The following is a 20,658-nucleotide window of genomic DNA, read 5'->3' as shown; positions in this document are numbered from 1 at the left end:
GGAGTCATCACCATGAACGCACCGGTCAATCCGCCGCGCACCACCCGCGACTATCAGGCGGCCGACGCTGCTCACCATATCCATGCCTTTCTCGATCAGAAGGCGCTGAACGCCGAAGGTCCGCGGGTAATGGTGCGCGGCGAAGGCTTGCATCTGTGGGACAACGACGGCAAACGCTACCTGGATGGCATGTCCGGCCTGTGGTGCACCCAGCTTGGTTACGGCCGCAAGGACCTGACCGCGGCCGCCGCCTCGCAGATGGACCAGTTGGCGTACTACAACATGTTCTTCCACACCACCCACCCGGCGGTGGTCGAACTGTCCGAGCTGCTGTTCAGCCTGCTGCCCGGCCACTACAGCCACGCGATCTACACCAACTCCGGCTCCGAAGCCAACGAAGTGCTGATTCGCACCGTGCGCCGTTACTGGCAGGTGATGGGCAAGCCCGAGAAGAAGATCATGATCGGGCGCTGGAACGGTTATCACGGGTCGACCCTGGCGGCGACGGCGCTGGGCGGAATGAAGTTCATGCACGAAATGGGCGGGCTGATCCCGGATGTCGCGCACATCGATGAACCGTACTGGTACGCCCAGGGTGGTGAACTGACCCCGGCCGAATTCGGGCGGCGTTGCGCGCTGCAACTGGAAGAGAAAATCCTCGAACTGGGTGCGGAAAACGTTGCCGGTTTCATTGCCGAGCCGTTCCAGGGTGCGGGCGGCATGATCTTCCCGCCGGAAAGCTACTGGCCGGAAATCCAGCGTATCTGCCGCCAGTACGACGTGCTGCTGTGCGCCGACGAGGTGATCGGTGGCTTCGGTCGTACCGGCGAATGGTTCGCCCATCAGCATTTCGGCTTCCAGCCGGACACCCTGTCCATCGCCAAGGGCCTGACGTCCGGTTACATCCCCATGGGCGGGCTGGTGCTGAGCAAGCGCATCGCCGAGGCTCTGGTGGAAAAAGGCGGCGTGTTCGCCCACGGCCTGACCTATTCCGGGCACCCGGTGGCGGCGGCGGTGGCGATTGCCAACCTCAAGGCGCTGCGTGACGAAGGCATTGTCAGCCGGGTGAAGGACGACACCGGCCCTTACTTGCAGAGCTGCCTGCGTGAGGTGTTCGGCCAGCATCCGCTGGTGGGCGAAGTGCAGGGCGCCGGCCTGGTTGCAGCGCTGCAGTTCGTCGACGACAAGGCCACGCGCAAGCGTTTTGCCAACGAGAACGACATCGCCTGGCGCTGCCGCACCATCGGTTTCGAGGAAGGCGTGATCATTCGCTCTACCCTGGGGCGGATGATCATGGCGCCGGCGCTGGTGGCCGGTCGCACCGAGATTGATGAACTGGTGGAGAAAACCCGGATTGCCGTTGACCGTACGGCGCAGGAGTTGGGGCGGTTTTGATGACGGCGATGTGAAACATGGATCGTGTGGCAGCACTCAGATTTTCGCTATCACACGGTCCCCTGTGGGAGGGAGCCCTGCTCGCGAAGGCGCTGGATCAGCCAACATCACATTGACTGACATGACGCCTTCGCGAGCAGGGCTCCCTCCCACAGTGTTTGGCGGTCGCAGGGATTGCGCGTGATATTCTCGCCACTCTGTTCGATACCTGTGGACCTCCCGTGAAATTCATTCACCAGCGTGAGCAGCTCAACGAAGGCGATATCGTCGTCATCGAGTGCTCCAGCCCCTGCAACATCCGCCTCATGAACGACGCCAACTTTCGCAGCTTCAAGAACGGCGGTCGGCACACCTACCATGGCGGCGCGTTCGACCGTTTTCCGGCGAAAATTCCTGCGCCGAGCAGCGGTTTCTGGAACATCACCCTGGACACGGTGACCCGCCGCGCGATCAGCGTGACCCGCAAACCCAACCTCAAGTACTCGATCAAGATCATCCGCCGTTCGCGGCAGGGTGGGGCTGAGTAACACGCTACCGGGCACCATGAGGCGTGCCCTGTAGGAGTGAGCTTGTTCGCGATCTTGATATTGCAGGCACCACCTTACCCGCCTGAATGACCGCCATCGCGAGCAAGCTCACTCCTACAAGGCGGTAGCGATCTCAAAAATGTCATTGCTGGCAAGCGCGCTCCTACGAGGCACATCGCCCGATTCATGCTCCTGGTGCGACGGGCGCTGGCTTGCCAGCGACATCGCCCGTTTTTAAGCTAATTTCATAACCTATTGAAAATAAAGGATAAAAATATTATTCGAGATCTATTTTTACGTATTTTCAATGTATACATAAAAAATACAATCAATTGACCGCCCATTTTTGCCATGCGAATCTGCGCTCCACGGAACCTCTGAACGCTGAACAATCCAGCCGTCAAAGGTGGCCTTGGTGCAGTTCTAACAAGTAGAAGAGTGTGGGTCGTAAGACATGGCGAAGATCGCGAATACCCCGGCAGACGATGCGTCCTGTGGCTGGTTTCATTTGAGTCCGAAACGCGTTGCGCGCACCGCGCATTACGGCATCAGCAAGGCCCGTTGGGTGGTGGTGGGGGCCGGGTTCACCGGGCTTGCCGCCGCCCGGCAACTGGCGCTGAATTTTCCGGATGACGAAATCGTTCTGATCGAGGCGCAACAGGTCGGCTTTGGTTCTTCGGGACGCAACGCCGGTTTTGCCATCGACCTGCCTCACGACATCGGTGCCGATGATTACATCGGTGACGTGGCCACCGCGAAGATCAGCATGAAGCTGAACCTGACCGGGCAGAACATCCTCAAGGATCTGATCGAAAAACACCGCATCGATTGCCAGTTCCGCGCCTGTGGCAAGTATCAGGCCGCCGTGGAAGACCGTGGCGTTGCCGTGCTCGACGCCTACCGTCGTGGCCTGGACAAGCTCGGCCAGGAATACCGGATGATCGAAGAACAGGACCTGCCGGGCCACATCGGCACCTCGTTCTATCGCAAGGCGCTGTTCACCCCGGGCACTGCGCTGATCCAGCCGGCGGCGCTGGTCAAGGGCCTGGCCGACAGCTTGCCGGCCAACGTCACGCTGTACGAAAACACGCCGATCACCGACGTGCAGTACGGCGAGAAAACCGTTCTCAGCCATGCCCACGGGCGCATCATCGCCGACAAGCTGGTGCTGACCAACAACGCCTTCGCCATGAGTTTCGGCTTCCTCAAGGGCCGCATGCTGCCGGTGTTCACCTACGCCAGCCTGAGCCGTCCGCTCACGCAACAGGAGCAGGACATCCTCGGCGGCAACCCGTACTGGGGCGTGATTCCCGCCGACCCGTTCGGCACCACCCTGCGTCGCACGCCGGACAACCGTCTGCTGGTCCGCAACAGCTTCAGCTTCAACAGTGACGGGCGCAGCAACCCGAAATACCTGCAGCGTTTCGTCAAACGTCACAAAGCCTCTTTCGATCGGCGCTTTCCGATGCTGGCCGACGTGTCTTTTGAATACACCTGGGGCGGTTCGTTGAGTCTGTCGCGCAACCACATGGCGCATTTCGGCCAGTTGGCGAACAACGTTTACGGCGCGCTGTGCTGCAACGGTCTGGGCGTCACTCGCGGCACCGTCACCGGCACGCTGCTGGCGGACTGGCTGGCGGGCAAGCGCAGTGACCTGATCGACTTCCTCGCCTCGGCGCCGGGGCCCAACCGCAATCCGCCGCAGCCGCTGCTGTCGGCCGGGGTCAACCTGAACCTGGCGTGGGGCCAACGCCGCGCCGGCATGGAAAGCTGATCGACGCAGGCTGATCCGCTGCAGCGATCCACCACTACGAATTTGACGCAATCGATTGAAGCCTGGCGCTGCCCGGCTTTCGTCGAGACGGCTTTGCTACGCCTGAATTCCGGGCATGTACCTCGCTCTTTGCAAGAGCGGGATCGATAGAGGAGACAACAATGACAAGTCCGAATACATCGATTGAAGATGTCCCGCTCAACAACTTTCACCGTTTGCTCACCCTGCGTTCCGGCGGCGGCTCGTTCGTCGACGGTTATGTGCTGAGCATCATCGGCATCGCCATGATGCAGGTCACTTCGGCCCTGGGCCTGAGCGAATTCTGGCAGGGCATGATCGCCGCGTCGGCGCTGATGGGCGTGTTCTTCGGCGGTTTTGTCGGCGGTTGGCTGACCGACCGGCTGGGGCGCAAGAAGGTCTATTTCATCGGGCCTTCGCTGTTCATTCTGTGTTCGCTGGCGCAATTGTGGGTGGAATCGGCCGAAGGCCTGTTCGCCCTGCGCTTCATCATCGGCCTGGCAGTGGGCATCGAATACCCGGTGGCGACCTCGCTGCTGGTGGAGTTCCTGCCACGCAAACAACGCGGCCCACGGCTGGCGGCGCTGACCATCCTGTGGTTCGCCGGCGCAGCGTTCGCCTACGTGGTCGGCACCGAGATCATGAACAACGGTGGCGATGACGCCTGGCGCTATGTGCTGGCCAGCGCCTCGGTGATCGGCGTGCTGCTGTTTCTGATCCGCATGGGCACGCCCGAGTCGGCGCGCTGGCTGTTGAGCAAAGGCCGCGACCGTGAAGCCGAGCAGGTGATCAAGCACGTGTACGGCCCGAGCTATTCGCTGCGTGACCTGCCCGAGCAGCCCGACGAGAAGAAGATGACCTTCCGCGACCTGCTGCGCTCCGGTTATGGCAAGCGTCTGTTCTTTGTCTCGGTGTTCTGGTCGTGCTCGATCATCCCGGTATTTGCCGTGTACGCCTTTGCGCCCAAGGTCCTGCAGGCCCTGAACCTGAAAGGCGAGTGGGCTTCCTACGGCTCCATGGCGATCACCTTGCTGTTCGTGGTCGGCTGCGTGCTGGCGACCCGCCTGATCAACATCATCGGTCGGCGCAGCATGCTGATCCACAGCTTCCTGTGGTCGGGCCTGGCGCTGTTGCTGCTGGCATTAAATGCCGATGGCAACCCGTTTTCGGTGCTGGTGCTGTTCGGCGCCTACGCGCTGTTCATTGGCGGCGCTCAAGTGCTGCAGCTGGTTTATCCGAACGAGCTGTTCCCCACGGAAATCCGTGCTTTCGCCGTCGGCATCGGCACCTCGCTGTCCCGCGTCGGCGCGGCGGTGGGGACTTATCTGGTGCCGCTGTCGCTGCAGGGCATCGGTATCGGCAACACCATGTACGTCGCGGCGCTGGTGACCTTCGTCGGCCTGATCGCCGCTTGGGCCATGGCCCCGGAAACCCGCTCGCTGAACCTGCGCGATGCCGCAGCTCTGAGCAACTGAATCCCTGACACCCGGCAGCCTTTGCCCACCGCGCAAGGGCGCCATCCCCGCACATCGCTTATTGATAGAGAGGCAACCATGAAGTTCGAAGGTATCTACACCCCGGCCATCACCCCGCTGACATCCACCGGCGAGATCGACAAACGCGCCTTTGGCGAAGTGCTGGAGTACCTGATCGATGCCAAGGTTCACGGCATCATCATCGGCGGTTCGACCGGCGAGTATTACGCGCATTCTTCGGTGGAACGCGCCGAACTGGCTGCGCTGGCCAAGGATGTGATCGGCAGCCGCCTGCCGCTGGTGATCGGCACCGGCGCCATTCGCACCGAAGAGTCGGTGGAGTACGCCCGGGTTGCCCGCGAGATCAAGGCCGACGCGATTCTGGTCGGCTCGCCGCCGTACGCGCTGCCGACCGAACAGGAAAACGCCGTGCACGCGCTGACGGTCGACCGCGCCGCCGATCTGCCGATCATGCTGTACAACTACCCGGCGCGCATGGGCGTGAGCATGGGCAACGAGTATTTCGCCCAGGTCGCGCAGTCGAAAAACGTCGTGGCGATCAAGGAAAGCTCCGGCGACATGGGCCAGGTCCATCGTCTGGCACGCCATTTCCCGAACATTGCGCTGTCCTGCGGCTGGGATGATCAGGCCCTGGAATTCTTCGCCTGGGGTGCGCGCAGCTGGGTCTGCGCCGGCTCCAACTTCACCCCGCGCGAACACGTCGCGCTGTATGAGGCCTGCGTGATCGAAAAGGACTTCGACAAGGGCCGCAAGATCATGAACGCCTTCATGCCGCTGATGGATTTCCTCGAAGGTGGCAAGTTCGTGCAGTCGATCAAATACGGCTGCGAGCTGACCGGTCTGCGCACCGGCGGCGTACGTGCGCCATTGCAGGGGCTGGTCGAAGCGGAGAAAGAAGCGCTGCGCGACATCGTTGCCACCCTCAAGCGTGAAGTGGCGCTGATCGGCGGGGGCCTGAACGATGAGTGATCTGCTGACTGCCGCCGAATACGCGGCCATCGCCGCCGACCTGAAATTACCGACGCAGTCGTTCGTCAATGGTGAGCGCTACACCTCGGTGTCGGGCAAGACCTTCACCACGGTCAACCCGGCCACCGATCTGCCGTTGGCCGAGATCACCGCCTGCAACGCTGCCGACGTCGATTTCGCCGTAGCGAAGGCCAACGAGGCCTTTAACGACGGCCGCTGGCACAAGCTAAGCCCCGGCGAACGCAAGAAAGTATTGCTGCGCTTCGCTGATCTGCTGGAGCAGAACAGTGTTGAACTGGCGGTGATGGAAAGCCTGGACAGCGGCAAGCCGATCCGCGAGTGCCAGCTGACCGACATTCCAGAAACCATTCACACCATCCGCTGGCACGCCGAGCTGATCGACAAGATCTACGACAACACCGCGCCGACGGGCGAGGGCGCGCTGACCTTGGTGGTCCGTGAAGCCATCGGCGTGGTTGGCCTGGTGCTGCCGTGGAACTTCCCGCTGTTGATGCTGGCCTGGAAGATCGGCCCGTCGCTGGCGGCAGGCTGCTCGATCATCGTCAAACCGGCCAAAGAAACCACGCTGACCGCGCTGCGCGTCGCCGAACTGGCCCACGAAGCCGGTGTTCCGGCAGGCGTGTTCAACGTGCTGTCCGGTGGCGGCAAGGATGTCGGCGAACCGTTGGGCAAGCACATGGACGTGTCCATGGTCAGCTTCACCGGCTCGACCGACACCGGCCGGCTGTTCCTCAAGTACGCGGCGGACTCCAACCTCAAGCGCATCGTGCTGGAGTGCGGCGGCAAGAACCCGGCCGTGGTAATGAGCGACGTCGAGGATCTCGATCTGGTCGCTCGCCATGTGGTCAACGGCGCGTTCTGGAACATGGGTGAAAACTGCTCGGCGTCGTCGCGGCTGATCGTCAATGAAGACATCAAGGACGAACTGCTGGAGCGCATCGGCGTGCAACTGCGCGAATGGAAAATCGGCGATCCGCTGGACCCGCAGAACCGCCTCGGCGCGATGATCAGCAAGGCGCATTTCGAGAAGGTGCGTTCCTACATCGAGCAGGCTGCCTTAGAAAAACTGCCGGTGGTGTTCGGTGGCGACACCGCGAAGGGCATCTTCGTCGATCCGACCGTGGTCGATGGTGTCGGCGTCGACAGCCGTCTGTTCCAGGAAGAAATCTTCGGCCCGGTACTGGCAGTCAGCACCTTCAAGAGCATCGAGCAGGCCATCGCCCTGGCCAACGACTCGGTGTACGGCCTGGCGGCTTCGGTCTACACCGACAACCTGCGCAACGCCATCAAGCTGTCGCGGGAAATCCGTGCCGGCGTGGTGACGGTGAACTGCTTCGGTGAGGGCGACGCTTCCACGCCGTTCGGGGCTACAAGGAGTCCGGCTTCGGCGGGCGCGACAAGTCGATCTGGGCCCACGACCAGTACACGGAACTGAAGACCATCTGGATCGACGTTTCCGAGTAATCCGCCAGCGCGATCCTGTAGGAGTGAGCTTGCTCGCGATCCTCAGGCTCGGTTTCAGGCAACCCGAAGGAACGCACCCGCCGCGGACTTCCACGCAAGGTCCACAGCGGGTCGCGAACCGGTTTCACCTCTGTCTTTGAACACACAAGAACAATCACTCAGGGCTGAGCAGATGCAACGCGATAACCAACACACCGTCACGAGTGTGAACACCACACGGCTCAGTCTCGCGGAACAGAGGAGACCGGCAGGGCCCGACACTTTCAAGCACTGCCCCCTGGGCTTCGTATGAAAGGTTTTGACGCGAAGATGAGGCAAGGCGAAAACAGCCGAGGAAGCGGAGTTTACGAGCTGTAAATGAGCATTCCGAGGCTGTTTTCAACGCAGCATCATCGAGTGTCAGGACGTTTCGTATGAAGCCTAGAAAACTCCCGGCCACGAGGATAGCCACAAACCGAAAACTCTCGGACCCTCGTCATGACCACTTATAGAACTGCCCTTACTTCTGCCCATGTCACCGCTTTACTGTTTGGCCTTACCGGCATCTTTGGCGCCCTGATTCACGCCAGTGCCAACCTCATTACCCTCGGCCGGGCCGGCTTTGCCATGCTCGCGCTGGGCCTGTTCGCCGTTGTCCAGCGCCGCCCGCTGTTTCGCGGTCTGGACCGGCAAAAGCTCGGCATTCTGGTGCTCTCCGGCGCGTTGCTCGCCGCGCACTGGGTGACGTTTTTCACCGCCATCAAAGTCGGCGGCGTTGCGGTTGCCACCCTTGGCTTCGCCAGCTTTCCGGCATTCATTGCGCTGCTGGACGTGTTGATTTTCCGCGAGCGCCTGCACCTGTCCGAATCGGTGCTGCTGGTGCTGATCAGCGCCGGTCTGGTGCTGGTCACGCCGTCGTTTGGCCTGGGCAATACTGGCACTTTGGGGCTGCTGTGGGGACTGGGTTCGGGGCTGTCGTTCGCCTTGCTGACCATGACCAACCGCCGCGCCGCCCGTGGTGTCGACCCGACCCAGGTGGCGTTCTGGCAGAACCTGACCGTGGCTCTATTGATGCTGCCGTTCGTGAGTGATGATCTGAACGCGCTCGGTCAGTTCGACTGGCTCAACCTGGCGCTGCTGGGCGTGTTCTGCACCGGGCTGTCGCAGTACCTGTTCGTGAAAAGCCTGGAAGGCCTGAACGCCCGCAGCGCCGGGATGATCATTTCGCTGGAGCCGGTTTACGCGATTGCCTGCGCGTGGTGGCTGTTCAAGGAAGAACCGTCGTCCCGCATGCTGGCAGGCGCGGCGCTGATCGTGCTGGCGATCCTGCTGTCGGCACGGGTGAAGACGCCCGGTCGCCAGGCGGCGTTGCACTGACCAGAACACGACCGCTGTCGTAGCCGGACTGCTGCGGATCGGTGAACACCGGATGCTTTTGATTCTGGCCAAAAGCCGTGGGAGGGAGCTCTGCTCGCGATGGTGGTAGATCTATAACCTATGTGGCGACTGACGCTCTGCAATCGCGAGCAGAGCTCCCTCCCACATGAGTTGTGTAATGCCGATGACCCTGTGGGAGGGATCCGAGGTTACGAGGGGCGCGTCGGCACCGATACGCGATACAGACACTTCGCTTCACGCCATACAGCGCATAAGATCGGCAGCCAGACGGTCACGCAGCTGCGTGGTATTCCCGACCCAAGGACAACAACAATGACGACGTCGAAGACGCCGCGCTCGGTGCTGATCACCGGCGCGACAGGCAATCTGGGACAGAAAATGGTCGAGGCGCTGGCTCGCACCTCATGGTGCGAACGGATTGTCGGCATTGATCGCCACGTAGACCAGGCGCGCTTTTCCGCCGAGGCACTGAGTCGCCTGCACCTGATCCAGGGCGACCTCACGCAAGCACAGGGCGCCTGGCGCGAAGGCTTTCGCGACGTGGATGCGGTGATTCATTTCGCGGCGGCAAACCCGTTGCCGGATTCGACCTGGGAAGAGGCCATGGCTTCCTGCGACATGACCCTCAACCTGCTGCAGGCTTCGCTGGACCACAGCGTCAAACGTTTCGTCTTCGCCTCCTCGAACCACGCCATGGGCGCCTACAAGGACCAGCCGCTCGCCGCCGACATGGGGCCGGGCCGACTGACCACCGATCTTCCCCCAGCGCCCGGGACGCGCTGGTTCGACGGCAGCCGCGAGGTGCATTCGTTCGCCTACGGCAGCTCCAAGATCATGAGCGAGAAACTCTGCGCTACCGTGGCCCAGGCCTCAGGCGGCGCCTTGAGTTGTGTGTCGGTGCGGGTTGGCTGGGTGCTGCCCGGCGCCAACGATCCGCGCGACATTACCCATTCCGGTGCGCCGTCCAGCACGGCCTCGCTAGATTCGCTGAATGACGAAGAACGCCGCACGTTGCGCTGGTTTCGTGACCTCTGGCTGTCCAACGACGACCTGCACAATCTGTTCATCGCCGCGCTGTGCGCCGACGCAGCAACATGGCCAGCGGCGGCGGTGGTGGTCAACGGCGTGTCGGCCAACGCAGGGACGGTCTGGGATCTGCAAAGTGCCCGGGACTGTCTCGGCTATGAGCCGGTGGATGACGTGTACCGACAGTTGGCGTAATTCGGGAGTTGCTCACGCTGAATGACCCTGTCGCTGCGGTTGTGAGCACCAGGCTATGGCGCACAAGGCCAGGCCTGCCATCTACGTCGGAATGTGCAACACACTCACACCCCATAGCAGTTCGGCTTGCCGGCGGTGGCATTTTCAAGATCGCCACCGCCGGCAAGCCGGACTGCTACGCATAAGCGCGCTGCATTCATCATTCCAGTCGCAACGACACCGGCGGCAAACCGGCAATCTGGCCCAGCACCGGCCCCGACGTATCCGCGAAGACCATGCCGGTGTAGGAGCCCGTGGTGATGACGAAGTCTGCCGGCAGTGTGGCGCCCCGGGTGGTGTGGTGGTTGACCAGCCAGCTCAGCAGGCGACGTGGATCACCGCATGGGTTGCCGGTGGCGGACGGCGCGATGTTTTCGCCATTGAAGGTCCACGCAAGGCTCGGGGCGAGGAAATCGAAACCCGGCTCATAGTCGACGAACTCACCGACGATCAAGGCGCCGTGATTGAGCAGATCCGCCAATTGCATCAACGGCTCGACCTTGGGGAAATCCGCAAAGCGGCTGGAGACGATTTCTATGGTCGCGGCCATGGCACCGATACCGGCCAGCACCTCTTCGTCGCTGTAGGGTTGCTCGCGCGGGACGAAGGCGTGTTTGAAACGGAAGGCGATTTCCAGTTCCAGCCCCACTGGCGCGTATTCGGCGCGCTTGAACCGGTGGCCGGGGGCGAACAGGCAGTTGCGCGGCAGTGGCGAGCCCTGCACGGGGCCGCTGGGGGATTTCGAGCCGATTTTCCAGCCGCCGGCTTCAAGGCCGTTCAAACGCAGGATTTCCCGTTGGGTCAGGTACGCGTCGGTGCGGTCGACGGGGTGCAACGTGCTGTCGAGTGTGCCCAGCGGGCGGCGCTCGCGGTGTGCCTGGACGAGCAATTGCGCCAGTTGCGCGGGGGAGGCCAGTGTCATGAGTTGCTCCATATGAGGGCCCGCCCGCAGGCGGGCAGAGGTGATTACTTGCTGGTCACGGCGGCGGTCGGGGTTTCCGGTGCCTGCGGCTTGGCGGCACTGCCGTAGTCGAAACGGTTTTGCGGTTTCATGCGGAACGACAGCAGCACGCCAATGGCCAGCAGGACGATGCTGACCATGAACGGCAGTTGCCAGTTGCCGAATTTGTCGATCAACAGGCCAGCCACCACCGGGCTGACAATCGCGGCCATCGCCGAGCCGGTGTTCATCATGCCGCTGGCGGTGCCGCAATGGTCCGGCGCGATGTCCATGGGAATCGCCCACATCGGGCCGATGGTCATTTCCGAGAAGAAGAACGCCACCGCCAGGCAGCCCAGCGACACGTACATGTCATGGGTGAACATCAGCGGTATCAGAGCCACCAGCGTACAGGTCAGGCAGATCGCGACCATGCGGCTGCGCGCCTTGTTCAGGTCGCCGGTGCGCTTGTAGATACGGTCGCTGACGATGCCACCGAGGGTGTCGCCGACCACGCCGCCGAAGAACACGGTGGAGGAAAAGATCGCGGTGTTTTTCAGGTCCAGGCCCATGTTCATGAAGTACATGGGCACCCAGCTGAGCAGCAGCCACAGGGTCCAGCCGTAACAGAAGTAGACGATGGTCACCGGCGCCATGCGTTTGAACAGGCGGCCCCAAGGCAGCGCGATCTGGCTTTTCGGTTTTGGCGGCGGCAGGACGTCGAGTTCCTGTTGGGAGATGCGCGGGTGATCCTTCGGATGCTCGGTGAACACCAGCATCCACAACATCACCCACAGGAAGCTGATGCCGGCACACACGTAAAACGATTCACGCCAGCCATAGGCCGCCATCACCGCGATCATCGCCGCCGGGGCCAGCGCGTTGCCGAGCCTGGCGAAGGCGTGGGTGATGCCCTGGGCAAAGCCACGCTGATCCTTGGCCACCCAGCGCGACATCGCGGCGGTGGCGGCAGGAAAGGTCGCACCTTCACCGAGCCCGAGCAGCACGCGGGCGATGATCAGCGAGACAAAACCGCCGGCCAGACCGGTCAGCACCGTGGCGCCGGCCCAAATCAGGCCGCAGACCACCAAGGTACGTTTGGCGCCGAAACGGTCGCTGACCCAGCCGCCGATGATCTGAAACACCAGATAGGGGTAGGCGAAGGCAGAAAACACCAGTCCGATCTCGGTCTTGGTCAGGTTGAACTCTTTGCCAAATCCGACCGCCGCCGTACTGACGTTGACGCGGTCCAGGTAAGTAATGAAATACATGGCGCACAGCATGAAGAGCACCACCGCAGTGGGGCGCAGACTTAACAGCTTCATGTTCTATCTCCAGTTTCTTATTGTTCACGCCGGGGTGGCGTTTGAGTCGGGATAGTGCGTGTGGAGCAGCAGAGCACTGCGGCAAGCTCAGGCTTTGAGGCCGCAGTGCCGGGTTTTTCATTCGCGTCGCAGCGGGACCGATTGCCCTCCAAGGTAGTCCATGGCCGCCAGCACGCCGCTGGAGGCGAGCTTCACACCGGCCATCTGCAGGCCCATTTCACAGCCGGTCAGGGTCGCCATCAGCGTCAGGTCGTTGCAGTCGCCCAAATGGCCGATGCGGAACATGCGGCCCTTGACCTTGCCCAGGCCGGTGCCCAGCGACATGTCGAAGCGCTCGTAAATGATCTTGCGCACCTGATCGGCGTCGACACCTTCCGGCGTCATCACCCCGGTCAGCACCGGGCTGTACACCGCAGGGTCGGCACACTGAATCGGCAGGCCCCAGGCGTTCACCGCCGTACGGCAGGCATGGGCCAGACGGTTGTGGCGGGCGAAAACGTTGTCCAGCCCTTCGCCAAGGATCATGTCCAGCGCCTCGGCGAGACCATAGAGCAGGTTGGTGTTGGGCGTGTAGGGCCAGTAGCCGGTCTTGTTCATCTCGATGATTTCGTCCCAGCCCCAGAAACTGCGCGGCAGCTTCGCGCTTTTGCTGGCTTCGATGGCCTTGGGCGAGACCGCGTTGAAGCTGATCCCCGGCGGCAACATCAGGCCTTTCTGCGAGCCAGACACCGTGACGTCCACGCCCCATTCGTCATGCCGATAGTCTGCTGAGGCCAGGCCCGAAATGGTGTCGACCAGCAGCAGGGCCGGATGCCCGGCGGCGTCGATGGCTTTGCGCACCGAGGCGATGTCCGAGGTCACGCCGGTACTGGTTTCGTTGTGCACCACGCACACCGCCTTGATGCGATGAGTGCTGTCGGCGCGCAGGTGCGACTCGATCATTTGTGCATCGACACCACCGCGCCAGCCTTCGATGCCGGGCTTGCCGATGAATTGCGGCTTGAGGCCCAGGCTAAGGGCCATTTTCTGCCAGAGGGTGGCGAAGTGGCCGGTTTCGAACATCAGCACTTCGTCGCCGGCACTCAGGGTGTTGCACAGCGCCGCCTCCCAGGCGCCGGTGCCCGAAGTGGGGTAGATGATCACCGGGTGTCGGGTCTTGAAGATCTGTTTGATGCCGGACAGCACCTTGAGCCCCAGCTCGCCGAATTCCGGGCCGCGATGGTCGATGGTGGGGTAGCTCATGGCCCGCAGGATGCGGTCTGGAACAGGGCTTGGACCCGGAATCTGCAGGAAGTGACGGCCGGCCGGGTGAAAGTCGAGCTTCAGCATACGGTGACTCCTTTTTTGTTTTTTGTGTTTTGAATGCAAAATACAGTAGCACCGCACTGACCTGTGTCAAACGTCACAATTGCGCTAAAGTGAAGGGCCTGATGAAGGTTTTCAGCATAAGGCGTCGGCCCAGACGTCGCTGTAGAGGATTTTGTATGCAAAATTTTGAAGAGTTCGTGGAGCAGGGAAGTTCGCGGCTGACGCTCAAGGTCGAGCGTCAGCGGCTTCATGATGTGGTCGTTGAACACCTGCGCAGCTTCATCACCGAGGGCGTTCTGGCGCCCGGCAAGAAACTCAACGAGCGGGAACTGTGCGAAACCCTCGGTATTTCCCGTACACCGCTGCGCGAAGCGCTGAAAGTGCTGGCGGTTGAAGGGCTTATCGAAATCAACCCGAACCGTGGCGCCACCGTGGCGAAGATGTCGGAGCTGGAAATCCGCGAAACCTTCGAACTGATGAGCGGTATCGAAGCCTTTGCCGGTGAGCTGGCCTGTGAGCGCATCACCGCCGAGGAGCTCGACGAAATTAAGGCGCTGCATTACGCCATGGTGGTGAGCAAGAACCAGAATGACCTGCCGGGTTACTACCAGCGCAATCGCGCCATTCATGATCTGATCAACCAGGCGGCGCGCAATGACGCGCTGCGTCAGGTGTACCTGTCGCTCAACCGACGGATTCAGGCGCTGCGTTTTCTGTCCAACCAGCAGGCGCCAAAGTGGGAGAGGGCGCTGCACGATCACGAAGAGATGATCGAGGCGCTGGAGACGCGCGACGGCAGACGTTTGAGCGGCATCCTGCGCCACCACCTGCTGGAAAAGCGTGACGCGATCATGTTGATGGTGCGCGATGAAGCGGAGCATCCGGATTCGATCCGGCGTTAGCGTTTACACACCTGTAGGAGCGCGATCATCGAGTTGCCTGACACGACGCCTTCGCGTGCAAGCCCGCTCCCACAGATAGGTGGTGTTGCTTGGTTCTAGGCATGGCAATGCAATCTGCAGAACCACCACAATTCCCTGTGGGAGGGAGCTCTGCTCGCGAAAGCGTCAGGTGGGACACCGCTATGTTGAATGTCCCGACGCCTTCGCCAGCAAGCCGGGGCTCCCACTGACATGGGCAGAATCAACGCCAATGCGGATTGCTAAGGCGCATCACCGCCATGGGCCGCTGCCAACTGTTTCGCCTGCGCCAGATGTTCTTTCAGCTTTGGCAAGGTGGCGCTGGCGAAGGCTTTCAGTTCGGCGTCCTTGCCATTGGCCGCTTCTTTTTCGAACAATTCGATCGCCGCCTCATGTGCCTTGACCTGGTTGTTGGCATACGCCTGATCAAAGGACTTGGCGCTGCGCAAATCCAGGATCAGCGCCTTGATCTTGTCCATCACCTGCGGATAGCTGGAAACTTCGATGCGTTTCGACTGCGCAATGGCTTTCAATTTGTCGTTGGCGGCGGTGTGGTCGCTGACCATCATTTGCGCGAACGCCTTCACATCCGGCGCAACGGCTTTATCCAGCGCAAGTTTGCCGACTTCTATCTCGGCAACGCCTTTGGCCGACGCATCGTCGACAAAACCGTCGGGGTCTTGCGCAGCAAGCACGGGGTGACACGCCATGCCAAGCAGCAACGCCAGCACGGGAATCTGAACATACCTGGCCATCTCGAATGCTCCTCTGGTTTCAGGGCACTAGTTGATGCGCGGATGTTGTTGCACCAGACGCTCGCGCCGCGCCTGCAGATCAGCGATCTGCTCGTCGAGGTCTTCGATTTTCTGTTCGATGTTGTCGTGATGCTCCTGCAGCAGTTCTCGCGCTTCTTCGATGTCCGACGCTGCGGGCGCCGCACCGCGTAAAGGCTGATTGGCGGTTTCCTTCATGGTCACGCCGGTGATCAGGCCGATGACCGCAATCACCATCAGGTAATACGCCGGCATGTACAGATTGTTGGTGCTCTCCACCAGCCAGGCAGCAGCTGTCGGGGTCAGCCCGGCGACCAGCACCGAGATATTGAAGGCACTGGCCAGAGCGCTGTAACGGATGTGGGTGGGGAACATCGCCGGCAGTGCCGAAGCCATCACGCCGATGAAGAAGTTGAGCAGCACCGCGATGATCAGCAGCCCGGCGAAGATCAGGCCGATCTTGCCGCTGTTGATCAGCATGAACGCTGGAATGGCGAAACAGAACAGGCCGATGCTGCCGGAAATGATGAAAGGCCGGCGCCCGACCTTGTCACTCATGAAACCGAACAACGGCTGCACGAACAGCATGCCGACCATGATCGCGATGATGATCAGCACGCCGCGGTCTTCGCTGTAATGCAGGTTGTGCGACAGGTAGCTCGGCATGTAGGTGAGCAGCATGTAATAGGTGACGTTGGTGGCGATCACCAGACCGATACAGGTCATCAGGCTGCGCCAGTGCTTGCTGGCCACCTCCTTGAATGACACCTTGGGGCCGCCGGCCAGACCTTCGCGGTCGCCTTGCTCCAGTTTCTCGACGTGCTGCTGAAAGGCCGGGGTTTCCTCCAGCGCATGACGCAGGTACAACCCCAGCATGCCCAGCGGCAGGGCGAGGAAGAACGGCAGACGCCAGCCCCATTCCTGGAATTTCTCTTCACCCAGGGTGCTGGAAATCAGCACGACGATCCCGGCACCGAACACGAAGCCTGCTATCGAGCCGAAGTCCAGCCAACTGCCGAGAAAGCCGCGTTTGCGGTCCGGGGCGTACTCGGCAACGTAGATCGAAGCGCCGGTGTACTCACCGCCCACCGAGAAGCCCTGGGCCATTTTCGCCAGCAGCAACAGGATTGGCGCCCAGATGCCAATGGCGGCATAGGACGGAATCAGGCCGATGGCAAAGGTGCTCAGAGACATGATGACGATGGTCGCCGCCAGGACTTTCTGTCGCCCGTAGCGGTCGCCCAGCGCGCCGAAGAACAACCCGCCCAAGGGGCGGATCAGGAACGGTACCGAGAAGGTCGCCAAGGCAGCGACCATTTGCACGCCGGGATCGGCGCCGGGGAAGAACACCTTGCCGAGCACGTAGGCGACAAAGCCGTACACACCAAAATCGAACCACTCCATGGCGTTACCCAGTGCGGCGGCGGTGATCGCCTTGCGCATCTTGGTTTCGTCGACGATGGTGATGTCTTTCAGCCGGATGGGGCCGGCACTCTTGGGATCTGCATTCATGCTGATGACTCTGTCCTCGCATTGCGGTGGGGAATCCACCGTCCCTCGATGCAACTTGAAGGGCGGCGAATCCGGCTGGTCACTGCGATGGACCAGGCTCTGCGAGGTTAGAGGCAGCGGCGGCGCAAAAAATTCCACTTTTGCGCGAGGCCGGAAGTGCTGTTTTGTCGATAGGGAGGTGGATCAGGTCACGATCTGGACCGACCACAACCGCCGTTTCACCGCGCGGCGCGCCAGGCAGCAATCTGCCCATGGGTCGCCGTTGCGCCGCCACACACCACGATCAGGACATCGTTGTATTTTTCCAGCGCTGCGGGCGAGTAGCCCAGGGACAGTGCCGCACCGCAGGCCGGCTCCACCAGCAGGCGGTGATCCGTCAGAAACCGTTCGCAGGCATCGAGCGCGTCGGCGTCGCTGACCACCACACTCTCGATGGGGCGATTTTTGAAGTATTCGAAAGAACGCTCGCAAACGCGCTTGGCCCCGAGCGAGGTGGCGACTGAGGTGATGGCCTCGATCTCCACGGGCCTGCCAGCGAGCGTTGCCGCACGAAAGGACGCCGCGCCTTCGGTTTCCACGGCAATGATCGGCACATGGCCCCAGCCGTTACGCTGCAGACCTTCGGCGACACCGCACAACAGACCGCCGCCGCCCACGGACAGCACCACCGCGTCGGGCGTGTAGCCGCTGGTGGCGACTTCATCGATCATGCTGGCGTGGCCGGTCCACAACAACGGATCGTCGAAGGGATGGATGAACGCGTCACCCGCAGAAATCAGGGTATGGGCCAGTTCATTGGCTTCCTGCCAGGAGCGCCCATGGACGATGACTTCGGCGCCTTCCAGACTCAGCAGCTCTTTGGCCCGCTGCGACGTGGTTTCCGGCACCACGACGACCACCGCCGCACCCAGCAGGCGCCCGGCATAGGCAACGGCCAGCCCGGCATTGCCACCCGACGAGGAAATGAAGCGTCGGGCGCCCTGGCGATAGTGGGTCTCGCAGGCGTGCCCGACACCGCGCAACTTGAATGAGCCGCAGGGTTGAAGGGCGTCGAGCTTCAGCTGAATCCTGCGCTGTGTGCAGGTGCTCATCGGGCGTGACTCGATCAGCGGGGTGGAAATATGCAGGGGCATGGCGGGCTGTTTTCCTGGTTATTGGCGTTGTTCTGGCGATTGATCATAAACGCTTCGCGACGCCTCAGCGGGAGGCGATGATCCCGGAACGCCCTCAGCGAGGGATTTCCCGGGCCGCCTGTTCGAATCGGTCACGCAAGAAATCCAGCAGGGCGCGCACTCGCGGCGGTAAATACCGGCTCTGCGGATACAGGGCGTGCACCGGCGCCTCAGCGGTCTGCCATTCGGGCATCACCCGGCTCAAACGACCCGCTACCAGGTCGGCGCTGACGTCCCAGATCGATTTGAGGACGATGCCGTGCCCGTCGATCGCCCATTGCCGGGCCAGTGCGCCGTCATTGGTTTCACGCGCTGCTTCAAGCGGCACCTTGAACACCACGGTTTCCTCGCCACGGTGCAGTCGCCACTCGCTGGACCAGCCGGACTGGCCGGTGACGATATGGTCGAAGTCGGCCAACTGGTCGGGATGCCGGGGCACGCCCTTGCGCTGCAGATAGCTTGGGGCTGCGCACAACACACGGTGATTGGCGGCCAGCGGACGGGCAATCAACGAGCTGTCCGGCGGCACGCCAAAACGGATCAACAGATCGACATCGTCGGCGATCAGGTGAGACAGCGAGTCGGACAACAGCAGCGCCGGGACCACCTGCGGGTAGAGCCTGGTGAATTCATCCAGCCATGGATTGAGCACGTGGCGGCCGAAGTCCGATGTTGCTGAGATGCGAATCTTGCCGCGAATCTCCTTCTTCTCGGCAGACAGCGCGGCTCGGGCATCGTCCAGCGCCTGCAACGCCTGACGACAATGTTGCAGATAAAGCCGTCCCTCATCGGTGAGCCGCAACTGGCGCGTGGTGCGCTCGAACAGCCGCGTGCTCAACGACGCTTCCAGCTTCAGCAACCGCGCGCTGGCGGCCGCCGGTGACAGCCCCAGCTTGCGGCCCGCAGTCGAAAGCCCACCCAGATCAGCGGCTTCGACGAACAGGCGGATGGCGTCCAGATTGTCCATGATTGTTCCAGTGTTTTTGATAATCCATCAAATACTAGCCCAATTATCAAATAACTCGTCGGCAGAGACACTGAGCCCATCCTCTTAACCGGCTCGGAAAACCATCACCATGACCACCTCTTCGACATTGTTTAACCCCATCGACTTCGCTGGCATCAGCGCGCCTCACCGGATCGTCATGGCACCCATGACCCGCGCCCGCAGCAGCCAGCCAGGCGACGTTCCGAATGCGCTCAACGCGCAGTATTACGCCCAGCGTGCATCGGCGGCCCTGATCGTCACCGAGGCGTCGCAGATCTCTACGCAGGGGAAGGGCTATTCGTTCACGCCCGGCATCTACAGCGATGCGCAGGTCGAGGGTTGGCGAGGCGTGACGCAGGCCGTGCATGCCGAGGGCGGGCGGATTTTCCTGCAGCTTTGGCACGTGGGGCGCATGTCCCATCCCGATTTTCATCACGGTGAGCTGCCGGTAGCACCGTCTGCCGAGCCTTTTGAAGGGCAGATCTGGAAAGTCGACCCGGTGACAGGGCAGGGGGCGATGGTCGATTGCCCGACGCCTCGGGCGCTGACGCGGGATGAAATCGGCCTGATCGTGGAAGATTTTCGTCAGGCGGCGCGTCGGGCCATGCAGGCCGGCTTCGATGGCGTGGAGATCCATGGCGCCAACGGCTATCTGATCGACCAGTTCCTGCGCACCACGTCCAACACGCGCACCGATGAATACGGCGGCTCGCGCAGCAACCGTCTGCGTTTTCTGCGGGAAGTGATCGACGCCGTCAGCGACGAAATCGGCGCCGAACGCACGGCCATTCGTCTGGCACCGTTCCTGACCGCCCGGGGCATGGCGTGCCCGGACATCCTGCCGACCATCCTCGAAGCCGCCGACTACCTGCAAGGCAAGGGCATCGGCTACCTGCACCTGGTCGAAGCAGACTGGGACGATGCACCGGTGTTCACCGAATCGTTCCGTCAGGCCCTGCGTCAACGCTTCAGCCGCCCGATCATCGTCGCCGGCAATTACGACCGCGCTCGCGCTGAATGGGTGATTGCCAAAGGCTATGCAGACCTCGTCGCGTTCGGCAGACCGTTCGTGGCCAACCCGGATCTGCCGGCGCGTCTGGCCCGGGATCTGCCCCTGGCGCCGCTCGATCCCGCCACGCTGTTCGGTGGTTCGGCACTGGGCTACAGCGATTATCCGGCGCTCACTGAAGCAGAAACCGCTGAGGCGCTCTGATTGATCGCACACTGACCGGACAGCGGCTCACGCGTTGTGAGTCGCCTCCGGCTTGTGACGGCGGCAGCGTTCGGAGCAGAACTTCACGTCACTCCAGCAACGTTCCCATTTTTTGCGCCAGGTAAAAGGCAGACCGCAGGTGGCGCAGATCTTTGTCGGCAGTTGATGCTTTTTCACCCTGTCTCTCTCCTGCCATGCTCCGTTGG

The 20,658-nt window shown here is 61.8% G+C and carries 17 protein-coding genes and 1 pseudogene; 10 read left to right on the top strand and 8 right to left on the bottom strand.

What is annotated here, in order from left to right; translation table 11 throughout:
* Positions 1-12: 12 nt before the first annotated feature.
* From ACIPL0_RS07460 to ACIPL0_RS07425, 8 genes and pseudogenes are all read left to right on the top strand, one after another.
* Positions 13-1,395, top strand: coding sequence for an aspartate aminotransferase family protein (locus ACIPL0_RS07460; protein WP_400595520.1), 1,383 nt, complete (start codon positions 13-15; stop codon positions 1,393-1,395).
* 221 nt (positions 1,396-1,616) lie between these two features.
* Positions 1,617-1,922, top strand: coding sequence for a DUF1883 domain-containing protein (locus ACIPL0_RS07455; protein WP_400595522.1), 306 nt, complete (start codon positions 1,617-1,619; stop codon positions 1,920-1,922).
* A 454-nt stretch (positions 1,923-2,376) separates the two neighbouring features.
* Entirely contained in the window at positions 2,377-3,696 is a 1,320-nt protein-coding gene (locus ACIPL0_RS07450) for an NAD(P)/FAD-dependent oxidoreductase (RefSeq protein WP_400595524.1), read from the top strand.
* Between the two features lie 161 nt (positions 3,697-3,857).
* Positions 3,858-5,189 (top strand): MFS transporter, encoded by a 1,332-nt coding sequence (locus tag ACIPL0_RS07445; protein ID WP_400595526.1) that lies wholly within the window; start codon positions 3,858-3,860, stop codon positions 5,187-5,189.
* A 78-nt stretch (positions 5,190-5,267) separates the two neighbouring features.
* Positions 5,268-6,179, top strand: coding sequence for a dihydrodipicolinate synthase family protein (locus ACIPL0_RS07440; protein WP_400595528.1), 912 nt, complete (start codon positions 5,268-5,270; stop codon positions 6,177-6,179).
* Positions 6,172-7,664 (top strand): annotated as a pseudogene (locus ACIPL0_RS07435) (aldehyde dehydrogenase). Before ACIPL0_RS07440 ends, ACIPL0_RS07435 begins: the two are co-directional and overlap by 8 nt.
* Before the next feature lie 477 nt (positions 7,665-8,141).
* The gene (locus ACIPL0_RS07430; RefSeq protein WP_400595530.1) at positions 8,142-9,020 is read left to right on the top strand and encodes a DMT family transporter; all 879 of its coding nucleotides are present in this window, start codon (positions 8,142-8,144) and stop codon (positions 9,018-9,020) included.
* 333 nt (positions 9,021-9,353) lie between these two features.
* Complete coding sequence (locus ACIPL0_RS07425; RefSeq protein ID WP_400595532.1) at positions 9,354-10,262, top strand: NAD-dependent epimerase/dehydratase family protein; 909 nt, start codon at positions 9,354-9,356, stop codon at positions 10,260-10,262.
* Positions 10,263-10,461: 199 nt separating this feature from the next.
* Here ACIPL0_RS07425 and ACIPL0_RS07420 read toward each other — a convergent pair whose 3' ends face one another.
* From ACIPL0_RS07420 to ACIPL0_RS07410, 3 genes are all read right to left on the bottom strand, one after another.
* Positions 10,462-11,223 carry a 2-keto-4-pentenoate hydratase gene (locus tag ACIPL0_RS07420; protein WP_400595534.1) on the bottom strand — a complete coding sequence of 254 codons (762 nt, stop codon included), beginning with the start codon at positions 11,221-11,223 and terminating at the stop codon, positions 10,462-10,464.
* Between the two features lie 44 nt (positions 11,224-11,267).
* Entirely contained in the window at positions 11,268-12,566 is a 1,299-nt protein-coding gene (locus ACIPL0_RS07415) for an MFS transporter (protein WP_400595536.1), read from the bottom strand.
* Between the two features lie 117 nt (positions 12,567-12,683).
* On the bottom strand, positions 12,684-13,895 hold the full coding sequence (locus ACIPL0_RS07410; protein ID WP_400595538.1) for a pyridoxal-phosphate-dependent aminotransferase family protein: 1,212 nt from the start codon (positions 13,893-13,895) through the stop codon (positions 12,684-12,686).
* Between the two features lie 155 nt (positions 13,896-14,050).
* Between ACIPL0_RS07410 and ACIPL0_RS07405 the strand changes: the two genes are divergently transcribed.
* Positions 14,051-14,776, top strand: a complete 726-nt coding sequence (locus ACIPL0_RS07405; protein ID WP_400595540.1) for a GntR family transcriptional regulator — start codon at positions 14,051-14,053, stop codon at positions 14,774-14,776.
* 260 nt (positions 14,777-15,036) lie between these two features.
* Here ACIPL0_RS07405 and ACIPL0_RS07400 read toward each other — a convergent pair whose 3' ends face one another.
* The 4 genes from ACIPL0_RS07400 to ACIPL0_RS07385 all read right to left on the bottom strand — a co-directional run bounded on the left by ACIPL0_RS07400 (position 15,037) and on the right by ACIPL0_RS07385 (position 19,218).
* On the bottom strand, positions 15,037-15,549 hold the full coding sequence (locus ACIPL0_RS07400; protein ID WP_400595542.1) for a DUF4142 domain-containing protein: 513 nt from the start codon (positions 15,547-15,549) through the stop codon (positions 15,037-15,039).
* A 27-nt stretch (positions 15,550-15,576) separates the two neighbouring features.
* The gene (gene proP, locus ACIPL0_RS07395; protein WP_400595544.1) at positions 15,577-17,079 is read right to left on the bottom strand and encodes a glycine betaine/L-proline transporter ProP; all 1,503 of its coding nucleotides are present in this window, start codon (positions 17,077-17,079) and stop codon (positions 15,577-15,579) included.
* A 218-nt stretch (positions 17,080-17,297) separates the two neighbouring features.
* Positions 17,298-18,212: a pyridoxal-phosphate dependent enzyme gene (locus ACIPL0_RS07390; protein ID WP_400595546.1), complete on the bottom strand. Its 915-nt coding sequence runs from the start codon at positions 18,210-18,212 to the stop codon at positions 17,298-17,300.
* Positions 18,213-18,306: 94 nt separating this feature from the next.
* Positions 18,307-19,218, bottom strand: a complete 912-nt coding sequence (locus ACIPL0_RS07385) for a LysR family transcriptional regulator (RefSeq protein WP_400595548.1) — start codon at positions 19,216-19,218, stop codon at positions 18,307-18,309.
* Positions 19,219-19,327: 109 nt separating this feature from the next.
* Between ACIPL0_RS07385 and ACIPL0_RS07380 the strand changes: the two genes are divergently transcribed.
* The gene (locus tag ACIPL0_RS07380) at positions 19,328-20,452 is read left to right on the top strand and encodes an alkene reductase (protein ID WP_400595550.1); all 1,125 of its coding nucleotides are present in this window, start codon (positions 19,328-19,330) and stop codon (positions 20,450-20,452) included.
* A 27-nt stretch (positions 20,453-20,479) separates the two neighbouring features.
* Here ACIPL0_RS07380 and ACIPL0_RS07375 read toward each other — a convergent pair whose 3' ends face one another.
* Positions 20,480-20,629, bottom strand: a complete 150-nt coding sequence (locus ACIPL0_RS07375) for a DUF2256 domain-containing protein (protein ID WP_400595552.1) — start codon at positions 20,627-20,629, stop codon at positions 20,480-20,482.
* Positions 20,630-20,658 lie beyond the last annotated feature (29 nt).

This window comes from Pseudomonas sp. NPDC090208, assembly GCF_044746785.1.
Taxonomy (GTDB): domain Bacteria; phylum Pseudomonadota; class Gammaproteobacteria; order Pseudomonadales; family Pseudomonadaceae; genus Aquipseudomonas.
Note: the sequence above shows the minus strand (reverse complement) of the source record. Positions and strands in the feature narration are given on the sequence as shown.

Excerpts from the sequence above, each read along its gene's own strand:
- ACIPL0_RS07460 (WP_400595520.1), top strand. The coding sequence starts at position 13 with ATGAACGCACCGGTCAATCCGCCGCGCACCACCCGCGACTATCAGGCG.
- ACIPL0_RS07450 (WP_400595524.1), top strand. The coding sequence starts at position 2,377 with ATGGCGAAGATCGCGAATACCCCGGCAGACGATGCGTCCTGTGGCTGG.
- ACIPL0_RS07445 (WP_400595526.1), top strand. The coding sequence starts at position 3,858 with ATGACAAGTCCGAATACATCGATTGAAGATGTCCCGCTCAACAACTTT.
- ACIPL0_RS07440 (WP_400595528.1), top strand. The coding sequence starts at position 5,268 with ATGAAGTTCGAAGGTATCTACACCCCGGCCATCACCCCGCTGACATCC.
- ACIPL0_RS07430 (WP_400595530.1), top strand. The coding sequence starts at position 8,142 with ATGACCACTTATAGAACTGCCCTTACTTCTGCCCATGTCACCGCTTTA.
- ACIPL0_RS07425 (WP_400595532.1), top strand. The coding sequence starts at position 9,354 with ATGACGACGTCGAAGACGCCGCGCTCGGTGCTGATCACCGGCGCGACA.
- ACIPL0_RS07420 (WP_400595534.1), bottom strand. The coding sequence starts at position 11,223 with ATGACACTGGCCTCCCCCGCGCAACTGGCGCAATTGCTCGTCCAGGCA.
- ACIPL0_RS07415 (WP_400595536.1), bottom strand. The coding sequence starts at position 12,566 with ATGAAGCTGTTAAGTCTGCGCCCCACTGCGGTGGTGCTCTTCATGCTG.
- ACIPL0_RS07410 (WP_400595538.1), bottom strand. The coding sequence starts at position 13,895 with ATGCTGAAGCTCGACTTTCACCCGGCCGGCCGTCACTTCCTGCAGATT.
- ACIPL0_RS07405 (WP_400595540.1), top strand. The coding sequence starts at position 14,051 with ATGCAAAATTTTGAAGAGTTCGTGGAGCAGGGAAGTTCGCGGCTGACG.
- ACIPL0_RS07400 (WP_400595542.1), bottom strand. The coding sequence starts at position 15,549 with ATGGCCAGGTATGTTCAGATTCCCGTGCTGGCGTTGCTGCTTGGCATG.
- proP (WP_400595544.1), bottom strand. The coding sequence starts at position 17,079 with ATGAATGCAGATCCCAAGAGTGCCGGCCCCATCCGGCTGAAAGACATC.
- ACIPL0_RS07390 (WP_400595546.1), bottom strand. The coding sequence starts at position 18,212 with ATGCCCCTGCATATTTCCACCCCGCTGATCGAGTCACGCCCGATGAGC.
- ACIPL0_RS07385 (WP_400595548.1), bottom strand. The coding sequence starts at position 19,218 with ATGGACAATCTGGACGCCATCCGCCTGTTCGTCGAAGCCGCTGATCTG.
- ACIPL0_RS07380 (WP_400595550.1), top strand. The coding sequence starts at position 19,328 with ATGACCACCTCTTCGACATTGTTTAACCCCATCGACTTCGCTGGCATC.